2 protein-coding genes and 1 pseudogene are annotated in these 3787 nt (G+C 45.3%); 1 reads left to right on the top strand and 2 read right to left on the bottom strand.

The window, feature by feature from the left end:
• Nucleotides 1–372: 372 nt before the first annotated feature.
• Nucleotides 373–3129: an aconitate hydratase AcnA gene (acnA, locus tag GVV58_RS14965; protein ID WP_159516851.1), complete on the bottom strand. Its 2757-nt coding sequence runs from the start codon at nt 3127–3129 to the stop codon at nt 373–375.
• A gap of 376 nt (nt 3130–3505) precedes the next feature.
• Here acnA and GVV58_RS14960 point away from each other — a divergent pair.
• Nucleotides 3506–3601, top strand: a pseudogene (locus GVV58_RS14960) (transcriptional regulator); the annotation flags it as partial.
• Between the two features lie 23 nt (nt 3602–3624).
• Here GVV58_RS14960 and GVV58_RS14955 read toward each other — a convergent pair.
• Nucleotides 3625–3787 (bottom strand): transposase domain-containing protein (locus tag GVV58_RS14955; RefSeq protein ID WP_171502654.1); only part of this gene is annotated, 163 nt, incomplete at its 5' end.

Raw genomic sequence — 3787 nt, 5'->3', positions numbered from 1 at the left:
ATAGAAGAATTACTGCCACATCGCTGGAAATCCAACTCAAATTAAAAAAATAGGCATGGGGTTCAGCGGACGCTTACGAAATATTTGCGGAATATGATGAATAAATTAGATTAGATCTATGTTCACATTTGATATCTACACCTAATAATGTAGGCATAGTTCCAATGGTCAGCGCTCTCCATTAGATTATGAAGAGGCCCATCAAAAGATTAATACCAGTCAGTTAAGGAAATTTGGATGAAAAACAAATCTAAATTTCCTTATATTTGAATTTAAATTGATCTAAATTTATGTCTTAATTGAGCATAATTTTAGTTTTTCAATTCTTAACTGACCGGCATTATGGTAGGTATCGGGCTTTCATCATTCAATTTAGGAAGCGAGCAAATTGCGCAAGACATAGTGCAAGATCCCACCGGCCTTAAAGTACTCCACCTCATTCAAGGTATCAATACGACACAACACTTGAAAATGGCTACACGTACCATCGGTATGTTGCACATCTACTTTCAGCATTTGATGCGGATGAATATCATCCGACAAGCCTAAAATTGACAGTGTTTCATGGCCCGTTAGGTTCAAGATCTGCCGGTTTTGACCCTCTACAAACTGTAAAGGTAACACCCCCATGCCAACCAGATTGGAACGGTGAATCCGCTCAAAACTTTCAGCAATCACCGCTTTCACCCCCAACAGGTTGGTGCCTTTGGCCGCCCAGTCACGTGAAGAACCGGTACCATATTCTTTCCCAGCAATCATTACGAGTGGGGTTTGTTCTGCCTGATAGCGCATTGCCGCATCATAAATCGAGAGCTTCTCTGCACTTGGAATATGCAGGGTATTGCCACCCTCCTCTCCACCCAGCATTTCGTTTTTGATGCGGATATTGGCAAAGGTACCTCGCATCATCACTTCATGGTTGCCACGGCGGGAACCATAAGAGTTAAAGTCTTTTACATCAACCCCCTGTTGCTGCAAATATCGGCCGGCCGGACTATCTTTTTTGATATTACCCGCCGGGGAAATATGGTCCGTCGTGACTGAATCGCCTAATATAGCCAAAATCCGTGCCTGTTTGATCGGCTGAATTGGTCGCACCGGCTGATCAATTTCTGCAAAAAAGGGAGGATGCCGGATATAGGTTGATTGTTCATCCCAAGCATAGGTTTGACTTTGTGGAATCTGGATCGCTTTCCACTTGGCATCGCCTTCAAACACTTCCGCATATTCTTTATGAAACATCTCGGTATTCACGTTCTGCAGTGCGGCATCGATTTCCACCTGTGTCGGCCAGATATCTTTTAAATAAACCGCTTGGCCATCAAAGCCTTCACCTATCGGCTCAGCAGTGAGATCAGTTCGAATATTCCCGACCAAACCATAGGCAACAACCAAGGGTGGAGATGCTAACCAGTTGGTTTTCACCAAAGGATGCACCCGTCCTTCAAAGTTACGGTTTCCGGAAAGCACTGAGGCTACATTCAAATCAAAACATTGCACAGCTTCTTCAATCGCTTCAGGTAAAGGTCCCGAATTACCAATACAGGTGGTACAACCATAACCCACCAGGTTATAACCCAGTTGATTCAAATAAGGCGTCAACCCTGCTGCATTGAGATAATCGGTAACTACTTTGGAACCTGGAGCCAGTGAACTTTTCACCCAAGGTTTCCGCTGCAAACCTTTTTCGATTGCCTTTTTGGCCAATAGCCCTGCTGCCAACATGACACTGGGATTCGAAGTATTGGTACAGGAGGTAATGGCTGAAATCACCACATCGCCATGCTGCAACGGATATTTTTTACCCTCAATCATACAAAAAGGATTCTCATGTGGCAGGTTGGCCTGTTTCGCTTCAACAGCCGTACCTCCACCTCCTTCATTTTCCAGACGCTCTTTTTCTTCTTTGACCGGTTTCAAGGTCAGATCCATGAAGGCAGCAAAGGTTTTTGGCACTTGCGACAATAGCACACGATCCTGCGGACGTTTCGGACCCGCCAGACTGGCTTCTACCGTCGACATATCTAAAGCCAGAGTGTCTGTAAAGACGGGTTCATCCCCCGGATTGCGCCACAATCCTTGCAACTTGCTATAGGCCTCTACCAAGGCAATTCTTTCGGGCTGACGTCCAGTTAAACGTAAATAGGAAAGCGTCACCTCATCAACCGGGAAAAAGCCACAGGTAGCACCATATTCGGGTGCCATATTGGCAATAGTGGCACGGTCAGCCAAGGGTAAATCGGCCAGGCCATCGCCATAAAATTCGACAAATTTTCCAACTACGCCTTTTTGGCGCAGCATCTGGGTAATGGTCAGCACCAGATCAGTTGCTGTAATCCCTTCTTTGAGTTTACCGGTGAGCTTAAAGCCGATCACTTCCGGAATCAGCATGGAGATCGGTTGACCCAGCATGGCCGCTTCCGCTTCGATACCGCCTACCCCCCAACCTAACACGCCTAAGCCATTGATCATGGTGGTATGTGAGTCAGTACCGACCAAGGTATCAGGAAAGGCAAAGCGCTGCCCATCAACCTCATTGCTCCAGACCACTTGTGCCAGATATTCCAGATTGACCTGGTGGCAAATCCCGGTTCCTGGCGGCACCACGCGAAACTCATTAAGTGCCGCCTGCCCCCAGCGCAGAAACTGGTAGCGCTCACCATTGCGTTGCATCTCAATTGCGACATTCTGCTCAAAAGCTTGCGGGCTGGCAAAGTAATCGACCATCACCGAGTGATCGATGACTAAATCCACCGGTGACAACGGATTAATTTTTTCCGGATCACCGCCGGCTTTGGCCACCGCTGCACGCATCGCAGCAAGATCAACCACTGCGGGAACACCGGTAAAATCCTGCATCAGTACCCGTGCCGGACGATACTGGATTTCCTGTTCTGAAGTTCGGTCGTTTAACCACCCTGCCAGCGCATGAATATGCTCGGTTTTCACCGTAAGCTGATCTTCAAAACGCAGTAAATTTTCCAGCAAGACTTTTAAAGATTTTGGCAGCCGGGACAGGTCGCCCAACTGCACTTGCAATTTGGATAAGTTGAAAATCTGATAGTGTTCTGAACCGACGGTTAATGTTTCTAAGGTATTAAAACTATTGATATCACTATACTTGGCCATCTAGTTTCCCTCCGGCTTGAGATGTTATTTTTATGATCACAGTCAACCACTTCTTTACTTACTGTATGCCAACTGCGCGGCGGGTTTGTTATTATTTATTATCGGATTGTGCTAGGCAGTTAAATGCAGGGCTGCCAGGAATTTTTGCCAGAGAGTTGTCGACAGTTCAGATCCGGCATCGACAATCTTTCTGCCAATTCCGTAAGGAGATAAGTTAAATTGAACCGCGTATTTTAACTGTATTTTCAGAATGATTTCAGATCACTACGTAGCTAGGGCTGTTTTACAGATCGAAATAATAAAATTATAAATGCTTTTCAAAAAAAAGAAACTAATATGTTTCTTATAGAACCTAAAAGAAATAAATGTGTCTACAATGAATGAATCTTTACTTCAGCAAATCAAAAAAAGACGAACCCTATTGGGCTTAAAGCAAGTTAATATGCAATCCCGTACCGGCATTTGTAAGCGTCCGCTGAATCCCATGCCTATTTTTTAATTTTGGTCGGATTTCCAGCGGTGTGGCAGTAATTCTTCTATTTGGGTCACTTTATGCGTCGGCAGCCTTTTCAGCACATCATTTAAATAGGCATACGGATCCAGTCCATTCAGCTTTGCTGACTGGATTAAAGTCATGATATTGGCAGCTCGTTGGCCG

It is taken from the genome of Acinetobacter sp. 18QD2AZ41W (genome assembly GCF_009829025.1).
Taxonomy (GTDB): domain Bacteria; phylum Pseudomonadota; class Gammaproteobacteria; order Pseudomonadales; family Moraxellaceae; genus Acinetobacter; species Acinetobacter pseudolwoffii.
Note: the sequence above shows the minus strand (reverse complement) of the source record. Positions and strands in the feature narration are given on the sequence as shown.

Coding starts and splice junctions, on each gene's coding strand:
- acnA (WP_159516851.1), bottom strand. CDS start 3,129: ATGGCCAAGTATAGTGATATCAATAGTTTTAATACCTTAGAAACATTA.